Source organism: Kitasatospora sp. NPDC001095, assembly GCF_053598615.1.
Genome location: NZ_JBSFKQ010000001.1, coordinates 358,306 through 374,408 on the forward strand (window position 1 = coordinate 358,306; position 16,103 = coordinate 374,408).

Here is a 16,103-nt window from a genome sequence, read left to right on the forward strand (position 1 = left end):
CACCAGTCCTGGTCGTCCGCGGTCGAGGACCCCCACATGCGAGGAGCCTCGATGCAACGCAGAGTTTCCGCACGCCGGCTGCTGACCACGGCGACCACCCTGACCGTACTGGCCGGCATGATCGCCGCCACCGCGGGCCCGGCCGGCGCCGCACCCGCCCCCTCCCCGACACCGCCCAGCGCCCTGGCCGCCGCGGTGAACGCGGCCGACGCCGCGGCCGCGGCCGGCCTGGACGCCCTGGCCAAGGGCCCCGACGAGACCTACGAACGCAAGGCCGTCACCCCGTGGGTGGGCGGTCTGTACTCGGTGGCGTACGAGCGCAGCTACCGCGGCCTGCCGGTGGTCGGCGGTGACGCGGTGGTCCTGGCCGACGGGCAGGGCAAGGTCCGCGCCCTGCAGTCGGCCGCCCCCGGCCCCGTCGGCGGCTCGGTCACCCCGCAGGTCGGCGCCGACCAGGCGGAGCGGACCGCCCGCACCGAGTTGCCCGCCGTGGACTCGGTGGAGTCCCGTCGCCTGGTCGTCCGGGTCAAGGACGGCAGCAGCCGCCTCGCCTGGGAGACCGTCCTCACCGGCCACCGGGGCAGCGCACCCAGCCGCCTGCACGTCTTCGTCGACGCGGCGACCGGCGAGGTCGTCGACCGCTACGACGACGTGCGCGCGGGCACCGTCAACAGCGAGTGGAACGGCCCCTCCCCGGTCACCATCAGCACCACCGGCTCCGGCGGCTCGTACTCGCTGCGCGACCCCAACCGGCCCGGCCTTTCCTGCTCCGACTACGGCACCGGTCAGGTGTTCTCCAAGTCGGGCGACTCCTGGGGCACCGGCAGCGCCTCCAGCAAGGAGACCGGCTGCGGGGACGCCATGTTCGCGGCCCAGAAGGAATGGGACATGCTCCGCGACTGGCTGGGGCGCAACGGGCACAACGGCAACGGCGGCAGCTGGCCGGTCAAGGTCGGCCTCAGCGACGTCAACGCCTACTGGGACGGCTCGACGATATCCATCGGCCACAGCCAGGCCAACAAGTGGATCGCCGCCATCGACGTCGTCGGCCACGAGTTCGGCCACGGCATCGACCAGTACACCCCCGGCGGCGCCAACAACGAGTCCGGCCTGGGCGAGGCCACCGGCGACATCATGGGCGCGCTCACCGAGGCCTACGCCAACGAGCCCGCCCCCTACGACTCCCCGGACTACACCGTCGGCGAGATGATCAACCTGGTCGGAAACGGCCCGATCCGCAACATGTACAACCCCTCCCTGGTGAGCAACAACCCCAACTGCTACTCGGCGTCGATCCCGCAGACCGAGGAGCACGCGGCGGCCGGCCCGCTGAACCACTGGTTCTACCTGCTCGCCGAGGGCTCCAACCCCGGCGGCGGCAAGCCCACCAGCCCCACCTGCAACAACTCCTCCGTCACCGGCATCGGGATCAAGGACGCCGGCCGGGTCTTCTACGGCGGCATGCTGCTCAAGACCAGCGGCATGACCTACAAGCGCTACCGCACCGCCACCCTGACGGCGGCGAAGAGCCTGGACGCGAGCTGCACCTTCTTCAACCGGGCCAAGGCCGCCTGGGACGCCGTCAGCGTCCCCGCGCAGAGCGGCGACCCGTCCTGCACGCCGTCCGGCACCAACGACTTCTCGCTCTCGCTCGGCCCGGCCTCCGGCTCCGTCCAGCCCGGCACCTCGACCTCGTCGACCGTGAGCACCGCCGTCACCTCCGGCACCGCCCAGACCGTCGGCCTGGCCGCCTCCGGCCTGCCCTCGGGCGTCACCGCGAGCTTCAACCCCTCGTCGGTGCAGGCCGGTTCGTCCTCGACACTGACCCTGTCCGCCTCTGCGGCGGCCGTGGCCGGGACGTACCAGATCACCGTCACCGGCACCGCAGGCGCCACCACCCACACCGCCCAGTACGGCCTGACCGTCGGCGGCGGGGGCAACCCCGGCGGGCCCGCGCCCGACATCGACGTCGCCAGGATCCAGGCCCACCTGTCCCAGCTGAACACCATCGCCAACCAGAACGGCGGCCACCGCCGGGCGGGCAGCGCCGGACACAGCCAGTCGCTGGCGTACATCAAGGGCAAGCTCCAGGCCGCCGGCTACAGCGTCACCGAGCAGACCTGCACCTCCTGCACGTACCAGTCCGACAACCTGATCGCCGACTGGCCCGGCGGCCCGTCCGACCAGGTCACCATGTTCGGCGCCCACCTGGACAGCGTCTCGGCCGGGCCCGGCATCAACGACAACGGCTCCGGCTCGGCGACCCTGCTGGAGAACGCGCTCGTGCTCGCCCAGCAGAACCCCAGCCTGACCCGGCACGTCCGGTTCGCCTGGTGGACCGGCGAGGAGCAGGGCATGCAGGGCTCGCAGTCCTACGTCGGCCGGCTGAGCTCCGCCCAGCGCTCCGCGATCAAGGCGTACTACAACTTCGACATGATCGGCTCGACCAACGCCGGCTACTTCATCAACAACCTCGACTCCACCGCCGCCGCGCCGATGAAGGCCTACTGGGACTCGCTGAACCTCAAGCCGGAGGAGAACGTCGAGGGCCAGGGCCGCTCGGACGACTACTCCTTCCAGCAGGCCGGCATCCCGACCTCGGGCTACGCGGCCGGCGCCAGCGACACCAAGACCTCTGCGCAGGCGGCCAAGTGGGGCGGCACCGCGGGCCGTTCCTACGACTCCTGCTACCACTCGTCCTGCGACACCACCGGCAACGTCGACGCGACGGTGCTCAACCGCAACGCCGACGGCGTGGCGTACACCATCTGGAAGACCTCGGTCGGCGGCAGCACGCCCACCAACGACTTCTCCGTCTCGGTGAACCCGACCACCGCCACCGTCAAGCCCGGTGAGACCGCCACCGCGACGGTCGCCACCTCGACCACCTCCGGCACGGCCCAGACGGTCAACCTGACCGCCTCGGGCGCCCCGGCCGGCGTGACGGTCGCCTTCAACCCGTCCTCGGTGCAGTCCGGCGGCTCGGCGACGCTCACCGTCGCCACCTCCGCCTCGACCGCCGCCGGCACCTACAGCATCACCCTGACCGGGACCGGCTCGGCCACCCACAGCACCAGCTTCTCCCTGGTGGTGGGCAACGGCCCGACCGACCCGGGCGGTACCTGGACCCCCGGCACCACCTACCAGGCGGGTGACGTGGTGACCTACGACGGGGTCGGCTACCGCTGCCTCCAGGGCCACACCGCCCAGGTCGGCTGGGAGCCGCCGATCGTGCCCGCGCTCTGGCAGCAGGTGTGATCAAGGTGTTCTGACACCCGGTGAAGCCGCTGCGCCGCGGTCCGTCGAGGGGACGGGCCGCGGCGCAGCCGTGTTGGGTCGGGGCGGGCACTCAGCCGGCGTGGAAGGCCACCCGGACACCGGCATCGACCGGGAGGACCAGCACGTTGCCGGTCTCCCAGAGCCATCGCCGCGGGATCAGGAACATCCGGTTGTCGGACTGCGCCAGCAGCCGCAGGCCCTCGTAGCGGTAGTGGAAGTGCGACCCGGCCCCCGCGTCCGGCAGTGGCGTCTCCCGCACCCCGGGCCAGTCCAGCGCGAGCGGCTCCGAGGTGTCGAGCAGGACGGCCGGCCGCACCTGGAGGTTGTGGGAGAGCGCTTCGGCGTCGGCCGCCCCCTTCTGCTGGGCGTAGCTGCCGACCGCCCAGTACGCGCACAGCGCGAGGATCGCCACCGTGACGCCCAGCGCCACCCGCTCGCCCGCCGCGGGGAACGGCGCGCCGGTGCCCCGCACGTACAGCAGCCGCGCCAGGAGGGCGAACAGCAGCCCGCCGCCGATCAGCAGTGGGGTGCCCATCGGGCCGGCGTCGATGACCTCGAACCCCGCCGCCAGGCCGAGCGCCAGCAGCGCGACCACCGGCAGGACGGCGGTGACGCACACCCGGCGCAGCACCCGGGAAGCGTCCGCACCGCGGCGGGCGGCGCCGGACACCAGCGGGAACGCCAGGGCCGCCACCAGCACCCCGCTGAGCGCGACCCCGACGGGCATGTAGAGCGCCGGGGAACTGCGCAGGAGCAGTTCCTGGGTGGATAAGCCGATCGTCTCGGCGTCGATGCCGAAGTAGCCGTAGAGCGCGTCGGTGTAGGCGTAGCCGAAGAAGAAGAGCAGTGCGGTGACGAAGGTGGTCGGGGCGATCCAGCCCGCGAGCGTGCTGATCCAGCCGCGCCACGGGCTCGCGGCCGGCCGCTCCTCGGCGTCGGCGGGCCGGTCCTCCGCTTCAGCGGGCCGGTCCTCGGCATCGGCGGGCCGGTCCTCCCCGGCAGGGCTCAGGGGGTGCTCCCGGTCCCGGTCCCGGTCCCCCCGTTGCCCTGGTACGGGGTTCCGCTCCCGCCGGGGCTCGTCGATCCGCCGGTCGGACCGGTCTTGCCGGTGGTGGGCACGCCCGGGCTGGGAGACGCCGTACCGGTGATCTCCCCCACGGCCTTGAGCTCCCGGCTCTCCCCTCCGATGGCCACCGTGTAGCAGATCGGTCGACTCGCTCCGCTCGACGTCGGGAGGGTGAACTCCAGCGGTTCGCTGCCGTGGTCGGTCACGGTCACCGCGGCCTGACTCGGGGTGGCGTGCTCGGCGTTGTGCGTGCAGTCGGTGACGTCACTGACGAGGGCCTGGACCGGTTTGGGCGAGGAGCTCCTCAACGTGACGACGGCCCTCTTGCCGGAACCCCGCGCACTGGCGGACACCGCGCCGGCGTCCTGGAAGCTCGCCTCGGTCTCGCGGGCCTTGGTCCGCTGGTCGTCGGGCTGGGGGCTGGAGGTCTGCCCGTTGCCGTTCTGGCCGTTGCCGTTCTGACCGGAGCCGCCGCCACAGGCCGCCAGGGCCGGTACGAGCAGGGCGGCCACCAGCCACCGGGCCGCTCGGCCGGTCGGGCCGCCTCCGAAGTGCCGGTTCCCGGGCATGCGTTCTCCCATCCGCGCAGCGATCAGGGCCGTTCGGCCCCGCCGCACGGTACTCGGACGGGTGCCGTGCGGCGGGGTGCCGCGCTGCCCGGGCCGCCGCCCGCCGCCCGGTCGGCGCAACCCGGGCCGGGGGCGCCCTGGCATAGAGTCGGTCGGCACGGACGAACCGTCAGCAGACCGGAAGGAAACACCCCGTGAGCACGGACACCCGCCCGGTACCGGAACTGGCCGCCGAGGTCGTCGAGCAGTGGCGGGCCGAGGAGGCCGAGCTCGTCGACCTGCTGGCCCGCACCCAGCGCGGCGTCGGTGGCGTCGCCGCCTTCCGGCTCGGCCCGACGCCGACCGTCCTGGTCACGGACCCGGCCGCCGTGCAGCACGTCCTGGGCCGCCATCCGGACCGGTACGTCAAGCGCTCGCACCGCGCCCGGATGCTGGTCGGGGACGGCGTGCTGTCCGCCGCCGGGGACGCCTGGAAGCGTCAACGGCGGCTGCTGCAGTCGCAGTTCACCGGCACCGGGATGCGCCGCTACGAGCAACGGATCGCCGCGGCGGCACAGCGCACCGCCGAGCGCTGGGCGGGGTACCGGCGCACCGGGGAGACCTTCGACCTCGGCGAGGAGATGCGCCGCTTCGCCCTGGACACCGTCTGGCGGGCGCTCACCGGGCTGCCGCTGGACGACCGGACGGACCACGAACTCCGGTCGGTGGAGCGGGTGGTGGCCGCGATGCCGAAACTGCCGACCGACGCGGCGGACGCCCGGGACGCCGTCGCCGGGGACCTCGCCCGGATCGACGCGGTGGCCCACGCGGCGATCGACGCGGCACGCTCGGCCGGCCCGACCGACGAGCCCGGAGTGCTCCGGGTGCTGGTCGAGGCGGGCGAGCGGTACCCCGAGTACACCGACCGGCTGATCCGCGACGAGCTGGTCACCCTGCTCGTCGCCGGCCACGAGACCACGGCCACCACGCTCACCTGGCTCTTCCTGCTGCTCGACCGCCACCCCGGGGCCCGGACGGCCGATCCGCAGGCGCTGGTGAGCGAGACCCTGCGGCTCTACCCCTCCGCCTGGCTGCTCCCCCGGCACGCCGTCGAGGACGACGTCATCGCCGGGCACCGCGTCGCCGCCGGGACGGACGTGCTGGTCTGCCCGTACCTCACCCACCGCGACCCGGCGCTGTGGCCCGACCCGGAGCGCTTCGACCCGGACCGCTTCGCCCCCGGCGCGGACCGCCCCGGGCAGCTCGGCGCGTACTTCCCGTTCGGCCTCGGCGCCCGCGCCTGCCTGGGCACCCAGTTCGCGCTGCGCGAGACCACGGCGCTGCTGGAACTCCTGCTGCCGATGGGGCCCCTGGCATTCCGCTCGCGGCCGGCGGGGGCGGCGTACAGCATCACGGTGCGGCCGGACGGGCCGACGCCGGCGGTGCTGGGCTGAGGCGGGCCCGAAGACGTGTGCAACCTTCCGGGCCCGCGCCGCATTGATCGGGTGGACCGGCCCGGCTGTCGACCGACCATCCGTCTCGGCATAGGCTGATCCGCGCCCGAACGGACTCTCGTCCGGCCTCGGGCCCGCGGGCCGATCCGCCGAATGGGACAGGCCCGCGGCAGACGAAGGATCGCAGGGGGGACGGAAGCGTGTTCGAGGAACACCGGGACAACAGGCACGAAGGTCATCAGGAGTACGACCAACTCGCCGCCGACGACGTCGACTACGACCTCGACGACCTCGACGGCCCGGACCGCGACGAGGACGGTGGCGGTGGGGGCCGGCGCGGCTCGACCGCGCGCCGGGTCGTGATGGTGACGGCCGGCGGGGTGTTCGCCGCCCTGCTGGCGGTCGGCGGCTACGGCGCCTACAACGTGCTGAACGCCGTGACGGACAACGACCCCTCCGGCGGCGGCCACCAGGGCTCCGCCACCGTGGCGAAGGCCCCGCAGGACCCGCCGACCGCCGAGCAGGCCGAGGCGGCGGCCAAGGAGTTCCTGGCGGCCTGGAGCCGCGGCGACATCGCCGCCGCGGCCGGCCTGACGGACCACCCGGAGAGCGCCCGCGCCGCGCTGGCCACGTTCCACGAGCAGGTGGGCGCCCGCTCGCTCGCGCTGACCGGGACGGGCCGCGCGCCGGCCGACACCCCGAGCGAGCCGGCCCTCGGCTTCCGGGTGAAGGCGGAGTTCGAGGGCATCCCGGACGCCTGGGAGTACGACAGCGTGCTGAGCTTCGTCCGATCCCAGGACGGGCGGCCCGTGGTGCGCTGGAAGCCCTCGGTGATCCACCCCCAGCTCGCCCCGGGCCGGACCATCGCGGTGAAGGCGCTGCCCAACGCCGTGTCCAAGCCCACCGACCGCAAGGGCCGGCCGCTCGACGCCTTCCCCTCGCTGCGCGCCGTCCTCCCCCAGATCACCCCGCCGGAGGGCAGCACCACCGCGCCCGGCCAGGCCGTGGTGCTCTCGGGCGCGGGCGGCGGCGCGGAGGCGGAGCAGCTGTTCGTGCTGACCCCGCCGACCGCCCCGAAGGTCAGGCTCACCCTGGACGCCGACCTCCAGCAGGCGGCCGAGGAGGCGGTCAAGCAGCAGTCGGCGAACGGCAATCCGGCCTCACTGGTGGCCATCGAGCCGAGCACCGGCTTCATCCTGGCGATGGCGTACGCCCCGCAGGGCGGCTTCAACCGCGCGCTCGCCGGCGGCCAGGCGCCCGGCTCGACGATGAAGGTGATCACCTCGGCCGCCCTGCTGGAGGCCGGGGTGAGCCCGGACACCGCGGTGCCGTGCAAGGCCACCACCAACTCCCCGCGCGCCTGGCACAACGACGAGCCCGGCGACTTCCCGTCCTACACGCTCGCCGACGACTTCTCCCACTCCTGCAACACCGGCTTCATCGACAAGGGCCTGGAGAAGCTCCAGCCCGGCACGCTGGCCTCGGTGGCCCGCGAGCAGTTCGGCCTCGGTCTGGAGTGGCACATCGGCGTCCCGAGCCGGGACGTCACCATCCCGCCGCCGGGGAACAAGGACGAGGCCGCGGCCGCGTACATCGGCCAGGGCCGGATCCAGGCCAACTCACTGGCGATGGCCTCGGTCGCCGCCACCGTGCAGAGCGGAACATTCCGCCAGCCCGTGCTGCGCGAGGACGTGAAGCGGGTGACGGCGCCCGGCAAGCTCCCCGCCGACGTCGCCCGGGACCTGCGCGCCATGATGGCCAAGACCGCCACCCAGGGCACCGCCCGCACCCCGATGGCCGGGCTGTCCGGGCAGATCGGCGCCAAGACCGGCACCGTCGAGGCCGGCGGCCAGGCGAACAACAGCTGGTTCATCGCCTACCGCGGCGACCTCGCCGTCGCGGCCGAGGTCGAGGGCGGCGGGCACGGCTTCAGCGCGGCGGGAGTGGCGGCGGCGCAGGTGCTGAAGGCGGGCAACAAGGGCTGACGGCCCGCGGCCGCCTTCCCAGGCGGTCCGGCCGGCCGCCGACCTACGCTCCGGCGGGGGTCGGCGGCCGGTAGTCCGCCCCCAGGCCCATCCGGTCCATCAGGTCCCGCATCAGCATCTCGAACATCGGCTCCTGGTCGACGATCAGGGGCGCGAAGTGCGCGAACACCTCCAGCGCCACCTGGCCGTAGATCGAACGCCAGCTGGAGAGCATCACGACCACCGCGCCGAGCGGCATCTCCACTCCGGTCGCCGCACGGTACGCCGCCATCTGCTGCCGCAGCAGCGGCTCCAGTTCGTCGTCGGCCGGCACCGGGTAGGGGCGGGCGTTCCAGAGCTGCACGAACACCGGGCCCCAGACCTCGGAGAGCCGGCGGACCCAGTCGCTGCTCATGTCCGTCTGGGCGCCCGCCGCCGTGGCCGTCGGCGTGCCGAACAGCAGGTTGAACTCCTCGCGGTGGGCGAGCGCCCACTGGCGGAAGATCCGGGTGGGGGCGATCAGCCGGGCCGCGAAGTCGGTCTCGGCCTGCGCGTCGACCGCAGCCTGGAGTTCCAGCGCGAGGTCGGCGACGATGTCTCGGGCGGCGTGCCGGACGATGTCCGCCAGGTTCTCGAAGTGCCGGTAGAGCGCCGCGGGGGTCACCTGCACCCGCCGGGCGATCTCGGCGAGACTCAGGGCCTCCACCCCGCGCGCCGCGATGATGTCCCGTGCGACGGCCCGCACGTCCTCCGACATCTGGAGACGGAGTCGGTCGCGTCGCGTCAGCGTGTTCATCTTCCCGCTCTTCCCAGGCCCCGACGATCGCACGTTCGAATGCGTCGTATCCTACCGACCCCCGGGTCTGACCCGGCGTCGGGGCGGCACCGACGCCGGGCCGGACATGTCGCGGCGCTGCCCGGCCCCCTGTTTCACCGTCAGGCCAGGCTCACCGCCACGGCACCGGCGGTGAGGTAGAAGAGCAGGAACAGCACCGGGATCCACAGCTCCACCAGCGTGAGCGGGAGGTACCGCCGGATCGTCTTGCCGTCCCCGAGCTCCACCCACTCGGCATCGTACGCGCGCGCCGGAAGCCGCTGCTCCAGTGCGTTGATCACCCGGTACTTGGCCCGGTTGAGCTGCCGGTAGGACGCGATCAGCAGGAACCAGGCCGCGCACTGCCCCACCGCCACCAGGCCGGCCACCACCAGCCCCCAGGTCGGCAGCCCCTCCAGCGCGCCGCCCCGGACCGCGCCGACCCCGGCCAGCAGGGCGGCGTTGACGGTCAGGAAGAAGGTGTTGGTCAGGCTGCGGCGGGCGCTGACCCGGTCCGCCATCTCCACGTACAGCTTGTACTGCTCCAGGACGGCCGCCTGGTACTTCTCGCCCGCCTCGTACTCCCGCGCGCCGACCAGGCCGTTCCACAGCCTCGCGTCGAGCGGGGTCGGTGGGTTCGGCGGGGCGGGCGGCGAGGCCGACTGGGTGGGCGGCGCGACGGCCTGCGGGACGGACGGCGGGACGGACGGTGCGACGGACGGCGGGACGGACGGTGCCTGGCCGGGGCTCACCACGCGGGCACCTCCGCAACCGACCCGCCCTGCGGCGGCAGTTCGCCCTCGACCTCGCGCACCCGGATGTCGACCCGGCCCGGCTTGGTCCGCGAGGGGCCGACCTCCTCGACGTCGACCAGGACCCGCCGGCCCTCCGCCAGCCTGCCCGCCTCCAGCTCCTCGCGGAGCGCGGGCAGCATGCGCCGCGCGTGCAGCAGCGCCGGCGTGGGCAGCTCGGGGTGGTCGTCCAACCTCACCAGGACGAAGGACTCGTTGACGACGGTGACGGTGGCCCCCTGCCGCTCCCCCGGCCGCGGGTAGTCCTCCAGCGACAGGGCCTGCAACGGAACGGCCGGGAATGCGGCGGAGGTTCCGGCCGGCGGGTTCGCGGCACCGATCTCGATCCGCTGGCGCACCCGGTCGATCCACCGGATCACCACCTGCACCTCGTCGTTCTCCTTCAGCCCCGCCGCCTCGTGCGCCCGCATCCGGGAGCGGCCGCCCCCGGGCAGCTCGACCCAGACGCCCGCGTTGTTCACCTGGTAGACCCGCGCGGTGAACACGGCGCCGCGCTGGTAGGTCCGCTCCCAGCCGTCCCAGGGGTCCTCGCCCTCCTGCTGGGTGAAGACCAGCACGTTGTCCCGGTACACGAAGAAGCCGGGGTAGTCCCGACCGACGTGGAAGCGCTGCGACATGTGGTCCGGGATGGTCTCGTGGTAGCCGATGTCGCGCTTGTGCATCTCGGCGATCCGGCGCGGGTTGCGGAGGTCACGGACCCGGATGTGGTCCTCGCTGACCTCCTCCACCCTGGCTCTGGCGCGCTGGCGATCCTCCGGCGTGTACGGCCGCAGGTCCATCTCCGGCGCGCGGGGCTGCCGGCGCAGGGCCTCGATCTCCGCCTGCAGGCTCCTGCGCAGCTCGAACAGGCCCCGCACGCTCCACTCGTACCACACCACCCGGAACTGTCCCAGGGCGTTGCTGGGCACCTGGGCGCCCTTGTGCGCGATCACCACCAGCCGCTTGCGCAGGCACAGCGCCCAGGCCAGCTCCATGGCCACGGACGTCGACGGGACGGAGAGGTCGGCGACCACGATCCCGGCCCGGTCGATCCCGGCCCAGGCGACGTCCATCGCGCTCTCGGTGGTGCCGGGGACCTTGTCAGCGCGCTCGGCGCGCAGGTCCCAGTTCCTGATCCAGTCCTCGAAGTGTCCCTCGTACAGGTCGTCGAAGTTCTCCGTCCTGCCGTTCGGCAACTCCTTGTCCTCGTACGGCATCGCGAAGAAGACCATGTCCTCCTCGACCGACCCCTGTCGCCGCAGATCCAGCGTCAACTTCCCCTCCGGCTCCCCTGATGGTTCGTTACAAAGTAACGGGTGTTTACACCCTGGGGCAGGGGCAGCGCAACGCGGAGGGCGGCACTCCGGTGCGGCGCGACGCCCCAAGGCCGCCGCGGGGCCAACTCCCGTACACCGACGGTCCACTCGACACCACGTCGGCTCTTGGTAGCGTCGGCGGTGCCGCCGCGTCACCCCGGCGCAGCTCCACCGCCGAACGAGAGGGCGTCACATGGCCCCCAGGACGATCCGCCGAGCCGTCATCCCCGCCGCAGGACTCGGCTCCCGCCTCCTGCCGCTGACCAAGGCCACGCCGAAGGAGATGCTGCCGGTCGGCGACAAGCCGGTGATCGAGCACACCGTGCGCGAGCTGGTCGAGAGCGGCATCACCGACATCACCATCGTCGTGAACGGCGACAAGGGCCTGATCCAGGAGCACTTCCGCCCCAACCCCGTCCTGGTCGAGCAGCTGCGCCGGGACGGCAAGGCGGCCTTCGCCGCGGCGGTCGAGGAGGTCGGCGAGCTGTCCCGCAAGGGCCACATCAGCTACCTCTACCAGCACGGTCCTTACGGCAACGGCACCCCGGTGCTGAACGCCGCCCGCCACTTCGGCGACGAGCCCTGCCTGGTGCTCTGGCCCGACGACGTCTTCGTGGCGGAGGTCCCCCGCGCACAGCAGCTGATCCGGGCGTACGAGCAGACCAACGCGCCGGTGCTCGCGCTGATGCCGATGGCTCCCGAGGACTCCTACCGCTACGGCGTGCCGGTGGTGAAGGAGGACCTGGGCGGCGGCTCACTGCGGATCACCGGCCTGGTCGAGAAGCCGAAGCCGGCCGACGCGCCCTCCTCGTACGCGGCGATCGGCGGCTACGTGATCACCCCCGGCATCGTCGACGAACTGCGCGAACTCACCCTCCGGTGGCACGAGAAGCCCGAGGACGAGGTCTACCTGACCGACGCCATCAACGCCTACGCGGCCCGGCGGGCGGTGTACGGGCAGGTCATCGCCGGCACCTGGTACGACACCGGCAACCCCGCCGCTTACCTGCGCGCCCAGTTCGCCGCCGCGCTGGCCAACCCCGAGTACGGGCCCGAGCTGCGCCGGCTCGCCGCGGAGCTCTCCCCGGCGGCCGCCCGGTAGGGTCCGGGGCACGACCGTCGGCGCGCTGACAGGACAGCGGGGCCGCCACCGTGGTGGTGGCGGCCCCGCTCCGGTGGTGCTCGGTGTCACGAATGGAATCGGACGCGGACGATGAGGGCGTCGTCCGGCAGTTCGCGGAGGTACCGGTCCGCGAAGTCGAAGTACGCGTCGGCGGCGATCGGCTGCTGCGGCGTGGGGGCGTACTCGAAGCAGTCGGTCCACCGGCCGTCGAGGGTGACCAGGACGTTCGTGGTCCGGACCCGTACGGCGGCTCGATGTGCGTACTGCTCGCGGCTCTCGCCGAAGCGCCAGACGGGATCCGAGTCCCTGGTCCATGTCGGGGCGTTCGGGTCGGACTGCCGCCAGGCGACAAGAGCGCGCATGAGCGGTTGTTCCCTGAACGCCTGATAGGGCGAGCCGTCGGCGGGGGGAGCCGACGGGCCGCGTTCGGACATCGCCCGAAGGGAGCGCGCGGGCGGGAACCGCGCGGCGAACGCCGACCAGTCGTCCCACTCCCGGGCAGCGGCGACGGCTGCGGCCGTGCGCTCGGTGTCGAGGTCGAGGAGGCCTCGAGGTCCGCCGTCACACCGGTGCGCCGGCGGCGCCGGGCGCGGGGAGCCGTCCAGCCAGACGGGGCTGCGGATCAGTCGCGGGTCGCTCTCATGACCGGAGCGGACGGCCAGGCCGTGCTCACCGTCTCCCCCGTAGACGTGCCACCAGTCCCATTCGCCCTGCCAGCGGCCGTCCACCGGCTGGGCATCGTGCGCGAAGGGGGCGAGGGCCTCGGTGAGGGCGGCCGTCACATCGTCGGCGGCCGTCCCGTCCAGGCAGACCGTGGCGATGTCCCTGGGGTGCTACGGCGGCCGCTGCCCGCCGCCGAAGCGGCGGGCAGCGGCCTGAGTGCGGATCAGGTCATCGGACCGTCCGGCAGCGGACAGTCCCAGCAAACATCGAAGTGGGAAGGGTGGTGGTGCCGACCGTGGTGCGGCTGGTGGTGTTCCCCTGCGCGTCGTACTGCGGGGTCAGGGTGCTGGTGTAGGACGGGCCGCTGGGCGCGTTCGCGCTGGAGGACCAGTGCTGGTTGGCCGCGTTGGCGCCGTTGCAGTAGTACAGCGCCAACTGGGCGCCGAGGTTGCCGTTCCACCCCGGGATGTCCAGGCAGAGCGAGGAGGCGCTGTGCACGAGGGCACCGTCTGCCCCGTCCTGCCACTTCTGGTTGTCGCTGCCGTCGCAGGTGGCGCGCTCGATGCCCCAGCCGACGAGACCGGCGGCGGGCCGCATGCACTTGCCGAGCGCATCGATGCCCGACCCGTCGAGCGGGGGCGGTTCCCCGTACGGGCCGGGCGAGGTGATCGTTACTGCTTGACAGGGTGCGTAATACTGTAACGCGCTGGCACCGGTACGCCCCCGGATCCCGGCCCGCGGGCCGCCCCGGATCCCTCTCCCCGCAGCTCGGAGCACCACATGCACCCCTTCCTCGACCACCCCGGGCCGCTCGCCTTCGCACATCGGGGCGGTGACCTCGGGCGCCCCGAGAACTCGCTCGCCGCCTTCGAAGCCGCCGTCGCGCTCGGGTACCGCTACCTGGAGACGGACGTGCACGCGACGGCCGACGGTGTGCTGGTGGCCTTCCACGACTCGCGGCTCGACCGGGTCACCGACCGCACCGGAACGGTGGCGGAGCTGCCCTGGGAGGACGTCAGGCGGGCCCGGATCGGCGGGACCGAGCCGGTGCCGCTGCTGGAGGACCTGCTCGGCGCGTTCCCGGAGGCCCGGTTCAACATCGACGTCAAGGCGGCGCCGGCCGTCGGCCCGCTGGTCGAGGCGATCCGCCGGACCGACGCCTGGGACCGGGTCTGCGTCGGCGGCTTCTCCGACACCCGGCTGGCCGCCGTCCGCGCCGCCGCCGGCCCCCGGCTGGCCACCTCGCTCGGCCCGCGCGAGGTGGCCCGGCTGCGGCTGCGCTCGCTGGCGGAATCGTTCCTGCAGCCGTTCCTGTCCCAACGCCCCGGAGCGACGTTCGCCGGGCTGTGCGCCCAGGTGCCGGAGCGGCACCGGGGCGTGCGGGTCGTCGACCGGGCCTTCGTCCGCACCGCCCACCGGCTCGGCCTCCAGGTGCACGTCTGGACTGTGGACGATCCCACACGGATCAGGGCTCTCCTCGACCTGGGTGTGGATGGCATCATGGCCGATCGCATCGACGTCCTGCGGGACGTCCTCGGCGAGCGCGGCTGCTGGACGGACGGCAGTACCGGCTCCAGCACGGTGATGGGAACCCCATGAGCACCACGAACTCGGCGACGCCCCTGCCGGACGACCCACCGACCGACCCGGCCACGGCTGCCGCTGCCAGCACTGCCACCGCTGCCACCGCTGCCACCACCACTGCCACCGACGACGGACGGTCCCTGCGCCGGATGCAGTTCGGCTGGTACGTCAACGACTGGGCCAACGCCGCCTTCTCGGCCACCGTCCTGACGGTGTTCCTCGGCCCGTACCTGACCTCCGTCGCCAAGGACGCCGCCGACGCGGCCGGCAACGTGCACCCGCTCGGCCTGACGATCCGCGCAGGATCGTTCTTCCCGTACACGGTCTCGTTCTCCGTGCTGCTCTCGGTCGCCGTGATGCTGCTGACCGGCACCCTCGCCGACCGCACCGGGCGGCACAAGGAGCTGATGTGCGGCTTCGCGTACCTCGGCTCGCTCGCCACGATGGGGATGTTCTTCCTCCAGGGCGACCGCTACCTCCTCGGCGGCGCGCTGCTCGTCGTCGCCAACATCTCGTACGCGGTCTCGGTCGCGCTCTCCTACGCCTACCTGCCCGGCCTGGCCTCCCCCGACGAGCGGGACAAGGTCTCCTCCAAGGGCTGGGCCTACGGCTACGCCGGCGGCGGACTGCTGCTGATCGCCAACCTGGCGCTGTTCCAGGGCCACGACGCGTTCGGCCTGGACTCCGGCACCGCCGTCCGGATCTGCCTCGCCTCGGCCGGCCTGTGGTGGGCGCTGTTCACCGTCGTCCCCCTGCTCCGGCTGCCCTCCCGCGCCGGCGTCGCCCCGGTCGTGGCCACGGCGACGGCGACCGAGGACGGCAAGCCCACCGCCGGCAGCCTGCGCGAACTCGCCCGCACCCTGCGCGGCATGCGCGAGCACCCGCTCACCCTGCTCTACCTCGCCGCCTTCCTCTGCTACAACGACGGCATCCAGACCGTCGTCTCCCAGGCCTCGCTCTACGGCAGCGAGGAACTCGGCATGGAGCAGACCTCGCTGGTCACCGCCGTGCTCCTGGTCCAGGTCGTGGCGATCGGCGGCGCCCTGCTGCTCGGCCGGATAGCCCACCGCTACGGCGCCAAGCGGACCATCCTCGGCTCCCTGGTCGGCTGGGTCGTCACCCTCGCCCTCGGCTACTTCATGCCCGCCCACCAGCCCGCCTGGTTCTACGTCCTGGCCTGCATGATCGGCCTGGTCCTCGGCGGCAGCCAGGCCCTCTCCCGCTCCCTCTTCTCCCACCTCATCCCGCCCGGCCGGGAAGCCGAGTACTTCAGCTTCTACAAGGTCAGCGACCGCGGCACCAGCTGGATGGGGCCGCTCGTCTTCGGCCTCGCCTACCAGCTCACCGGCAGCTACCGCTCGGCGATCATCTCCCTGCTGGTCTTCTTCGTCATCGGTTTCGCCGTGCTGCTCAAGGTGCCGGTCCGCCGCGCCATCGAGGCCGTCGGCAACCCGGTGCCCGAGCGGCTCTGACGGCGCGACGGCGACACACGACGGCACGC

Annotated in this window: 13 protein-coding genes; 6 read left to right on the top strand and 7 right to left on the bottom strand. The window is 73.0% G+C overall.

Going from position 1 to position 16,103, the window contains the following annotated elements; all coding sequences use genetic code 11:
* Positions 1 to 51: 51 nt before the first annotated feature.
* A complete protein-coding gene (locus ACWDBB_RS01435) occupies positions 52 to 3,258 on the top strand; it encodes a M28 family peptidase (RefSeq protein ID WP_449787675.1) in 3,207 nt (1,068 codons plus the stop codon).
* Positions 3,259 to 3,349: 91 nt separating this feature from the next.
* Here the strand turns inward: ACWDBB_RS01435 and ACWDBB_RS01440 are convergent, their stop codons facing one another.
* Positions 3,350 to 4,006 (bottom strand): hypothetical protein, encoded by a 657-nt coding sequence (locus ACWDBB_RS01440; RefSeq protein WP_449787676.1) that lies wholly within the window; start codon positions 4,004 to 4,006, stop codon positions 3,350 to 3,352.
* A 278-nt stretch (positions 4,007 to 4,284) separates the two neighbouring features.
* Positions 4,285 to 4,914 carry a hypothetical protein gene (locus ACWDBB_RS01445; protein WP_449787677.1) on the bottom strand — a complete coding sequence of 210 codons (630 nt, stop codon included), beginning with the start codon at positions 4,912 to 4,914 and terminating at the stop codon, positions 4,285 to 4,287.
* 194 nt (positions 4,915 to 5,108) lie between these two features.
* Between ACWDBB_RS01445 and ACWDBB_RS01450 the strand changes: the two genes are divergently transcribed.
* Together ACWDBB_RS01450 and ACWDBB_RS01455 are read left to right on the top strand one after the other, a co-directional pair.
* Positions 5,109 to 6,347 (top strand): cytochrome P450, encoded by a 1,239-nt coding sequence (locus ACWDBB_RS01450; protein WP_449787678.1) that lies wholly within the window; start codon positions 5,109 to 5,111, stop codon positions 6,345 to 6,347.
* Positions 6,348 to 6,547: 200 nt separating this feature from the next.
* Entirely contained in the window at positions 6,548 to 8,332 is a 1,785-nt protein-coding gene (locus ACWDBB_RS01455) for a penicillin-binding transpeptidase domain-containing protein (protein WP_449787679.1), read from the top strand.
* A 43-nt stretch (positions 8,333 to 8,375) separates the two neighbouring features.
* Here the strand turns inward: ACWDBB_RS01455 and ACWDBB_RS01460 are convergent, their stop codons facing one another.
* From ACWDBB_RS01460 to ACWDBB_RS01470, 3 genes are all read right to left on the bottom strand, one after another.
* A complete protein-coding gene (locus ACWDBB_RS01460) occupies positions 8,376 to 9,107 on the bottom strand; it encodes a TetR/AcrR family transcriptional regulator (protein WP_449787680.1) in 732 nt (243 codons plus the stop codon).
* A gap of 140 nt (positions 9,108 to 9,247) precedes the next feature.
* Positions 9,248 to 9,880, bottom strand: coding sequence for a RipA family octameric membrane protein (locus ACWDBB_RS01465; protein ID WP_449787681.1), 633 nt, complete (start codon positions 9,878 to 9,880; stop codon positions 9,248 to 9,250).
* Positions 9,874 to 11,190 (bottom strand): hypothetical protein, encoded by a 1,317-nt coding sequence (locus ACWDBB_RS01470; RefSeq protein WP_449787682.1) that lies wholly within the window; start codon positions 11,188 to 11,190, stop codon positions 9,874 to 9,876. Before ACWDBB_RS01470 ends, ACWDBB_RS01465 begins: the two co-directional genes overlap by 7 nt.
* 235 nt (positions 11,191 to 11,425) lie before the next feature.
* Here ACWDBB_RS01470 and ACWDBB_RS01475 point away from each other — a divergent pair, with 235 nt between their 5' ends.
* The gene (locus tag ACWDBB_RS01475) at positions 11,426 to 12,334 is read left to right on the top strand and encodes a UTP--glucose-1-phosphate uridylyltransferase (RefSeq protein WP_402399100.1); all 909 of its coding nucleotides are present in this window, start codon (positions 11,426 to 11,428) and stop codon (positions 12,332 to 12,334) included.
* 86 nt (positions 12,335 to 12,420) lie between these two features.
* Here the strand turns inward: ACWDBB_RS01475 and ACWDBB_RS01480 are convergent, their stop codons facing one another.
* Positions 12,421 to 13,137 (bottom strand): hypothetical protein, encoded by a 717-nt coding sequence (locus ACWDBB_RS01480; protein WP_449787683.1) that lies wholly within the window; start codon positions 13,135 to 13,137, stop codon positions 12,421 to 12,423.
* A 109-nt stretch (positions 13,138 to 13,246) separates the two neighbouring features.
* The gene (locus tag ACWDBB_RS01485) at positions 13,247 to 13,615 is read right to left on the bottom strand and encodes a ricin-type beta-trefoil lectin domain protein (RefSeq protein WP_449787684.1); all 369 of its coding nucleotides are present in this window, start codon (positions 13,613 to 13,615) and stop codon (positions 13,247 to 13,249) included.
* A 183-nt stretch (positions 13,616 to 13,798) separates the two neighbouring features.
* Between ACWDBB_RS01485 and ACWDBB_RS01490 the strand changes: the two genes are divergently transcribed.
* Together ACWDBB_RS01490 and ACWDBB_RS01495 are read left to right on the top strand one after the other, a co-directional pair.
* A complete protein-coding gene (locus ACWDBB_RS01490; protein ID WP_449787685.1) occupies positions 13,799 to 14,617 on the top strand; it encodes a glycerophosphodiester phosphodiesterase in 819 nt (272 codons plus the stop codon).
* Positions 14,614 to 16,074 carry an MFS transporter gene (locus ACWDBB_RS01495; RefSeq protein ID WP_449787686.1) on the top strand — a complete coding sequence of 487 codons (1,461 nt, stop codon included), beginning with the start codon at positions 14,614 to 14,616 and terminating at the stop codon, positions 16,072 to 16,074. The genes ACWDBB_RS01490 and ACWDBB_RS01495 overlap by 4 nt, the downstream gene beginning before the upstream one ends.
* Positions 16,075 to 16,103: the final 29 nt, after the last annotated feature.